Annotated in this window: 3 protein-coding genes and 1 pseudogene; all 4 read left to right on the forward strand. The window is 34.5% G+C overall.

All coding sequences use genetic code 11. From position 1 onward, the window contains the following. On the forward strand, positions 1-199 hold a 199-nt coding region (locus tag cpu_RS13985; protein ID WP_234970223.1), incomplete at its 5' end, for a hypothetical protein. 258 nt (positions 200-457) lie between these two features. Continuing rightward, positions 458-1,039, forward strand: a pseudogene (locus cpu_RS13990) (amidase domain-containing protein). A gap of 14 nt (positions 1,040-1,053) precedes the next feature. Beyond that, positions 1,054-1,626 (forward strand): hypothetical protein, encoded by a 573-nt coding sequence (locus tag cpu_RS08735; protein WP_075859632.1) that lies wholly within the window; start codon positions 1,054-1,056, stop codon positions 1,624-1,626. Positions 1,627-1,870: 244 nt separating this feature from the next. Next, on the forward strand, positions 1,871-2,080 hold the full coding sequence (locus cpu_RS08740; protein ID WP_075859633.1) for a magnesium chelatase domain-containing protein: 210 nt from the start codon (positions 1,871-1,873) through the stop codon (positions 2,078-2,080). The last annotated feature ends 402 nt before the right edge of the window (positions 2,081-2,482 follow it).

Genomic DNA, 2,482 nt, shown 5'->3' on the forward strand with positions numbered 1-2,482 from the left:
CTACCTTGGGGTGGTAGGGGCCGTGGGTTCAAATCCCGCCAGCCCGACCATTGAAAGTAAAAGCTCCCGTAAGTGGGAGCTTTTTCGTTTACTGCATACTGGTAGAGATTTAAGCCCATCCGGTAAACCGGGTGGGTTTTTTGTGTGCGCTCGGCATGGGTACAGACTCACGGGTAAAAGTCCCGAACGGCGAAGGTAGCAGTAGCCGTTAATGCAGAGGAAAGAGATTATACTAATTTATAAAAAATTATTAAAATTTTTCTTGACAAAAAAAATAAAAAAGCGAGTATAGTAATAAAAGGGAATGCATTCCTGATAATGTAATTGAAGGTGGTGATACTACAAAGTTTTTGAAATAAATTTCATTAAAATTTTAAAGAGTAAAATTTGGGGGTGTAATATGAAAACAAAAACAATTAAGTATATTAATTTGGTTATAATAATTTTACTAAGTTTAATGATAAACTTTTATATTACTGATAGAGTATATGCAACATATAATTACACTGGAGCGGTTTCGTATGCTGATTTACATGTATTCAACCCAAACTTAATAGACTATCCTCACTTTACTTCAGATTGTACCAACTTTGTATCTCAATGTATTCACGACCCCAAGGGTGGTAATAAACCATTTGACGAAGCTGGAATATCACAGGATTATATGTGGTATTGCAAACAATACTTTACAGATATTATTTACTGGGTTTGAACAAAGAGTTGGTCAGTGGCAGATAATTTTTATCGCTATTTAATGAATAATCCCGCAGGGAGTAAGGTGGGTGTTTGGTCACCTAGCCAGCAGTCTAATACAAATAGCAGTTTAAGAGCAGGCGATGTTGTTTTTTATGATTGGAATAATGATGGGATAATGGATCATGCAGGTATAATAGTTGGAAGCGGTACCGATCCTGATTCAAAATATGTAGGAACTCTACAAGACCAGCATACTACCAATAGATACCACGCAATTTGGCATTTAAAGCCATATAATCCTAATTGGGCTACTACGATAATTACAGTTGTAAGACCGTTTTAAAAGGAGAGGATAGAATGAAATTAAAGCAAAAACTATTTTTATTATTAATAAACTTTTTTGTATTTTTAATTGCTATAGTTAATATTGGCTTTATAAATAAAGATGAAGCAAGAGAAATTAGCCAAATTAGAAATATTATATTGGGTGCTATAGAATCAACGCAATCTCTTCCCCAACTTCCTGAACCATATAATTTAAAATCAAACATAACTGTTCCAGAAAATATAATTAGTAAACATAGAGAAAAAATTATTTCAACATTAAAAAATTACTATAGTGATAAGTCTCCAGTCTTAAAACGAAAAACCGAGTCTTTGATTTTAGCTGTCGAATCGCAAAATAATTTAAATGACGATTTCCGTTCTTTAGGGGGTGGTGTAGAAAAAATTGAGAATCTAAATGTAGATTTTAATGGTAATGAAGCCGTTGCAGAAGCTGATTTAACTGTATGGGCTAAAATATATGAAAATGGTAAAATCTATACACCACGTGGCAAAGAACACTATGTTTTCACGTTAACAAAAGAAAATGGTATTTGGAAAATAGTGGATGAACAATTTAATTTTCTTCCTGGAGAAGGTCCATAAGGGAAAACTTAAATTATCTGTAGCATTTTAATCAGAAGATATAAAGCTTATGGAATTTAAACGTAACAATACATAGAATTGACCGCATTTAGCTTGCAGTCTCTGATGACGATTTTAGCTACCTATTATTGATTCTACTTATTAAAACCTTCCAACCTGCTTTTTCAAGCAGGCTTTTTTCTTTTTAGAGGAATTTTAGGAAATATGCCGAATAAGAAACAAAAATGGCAAAAGGAGAAAATAAATGCTTTCTAAAGTCCATACCGTTGCCTTAAACGGCATTAACGGAGAAGTAGTAGAGGTGGAGGTAGACATAAACCGCGGGCTTCCTGGGATGGAGGTGGTGGGCCTTCCCGATACGGCGGTCAAGGAAGCCCGGGAGCGGGTAATGTCGGCGATAAAAAATTCGGGAAATGGCCTAGACTATACTTTTGGCGGTTATCAAACTGAATAAATATTTAGTATATTTTAGTATTGGTGGAAAATATAGACAAAATGCTAAGCAAAAACACAGTAGTATTAATATTTATAATTTTAATTTTAGTGTGAACTTGCAAATTAATCCGGCGTTTGTTTTTCAAAATAAATTAGCATAGAAGGCAGCTGTAATCTGCAAAAATTTCAAATTATTTTAGTAGGCCACTAAGTTCTTGGGGTGTTTTAGACTACTTTGGTGGTTCAAATCCCGCTGCTCCGACCATTTAAAACCCATCCGGTAAACCGGGTGGGTTTTTTATCGTGTTCCCGGCACGGGTGCAGCCTCACGGTTAAAAAACCGTAGTAGCCGTTAGTGAGGAAAGAGATTTTTCTTAATTGACAAAAAAGTTTAAAAATTGTATTGACAAAAAAAAAAAAA

Source organism: Carboxydothermus pertinax (assembly GCF_001950255.1).
In the GTDB taxonomy this organism is placed as follows: Bacteria; Bacillota; Z-2901; order Carboxydothermales; family Carboxydothermaceae; genus Carboxydothermus; species Carboxydothermus pertinax.

Coding starts and splice junctions, on each gene's coding strand:
- cpu_RS08735 (WP_075859632.1), top strand. CDS start 1,054: ATGAAATTAAAGCAAAAACTATTTTTATTATTAATAAACTTTTTTGTA.
- cpu_RS08740 (WP_075859633.1), top strand. CDS start 1,871: ATGCTTTCTAAAGTCCATACCGTTGCCTTAAACGGCATTAACGGAGAA.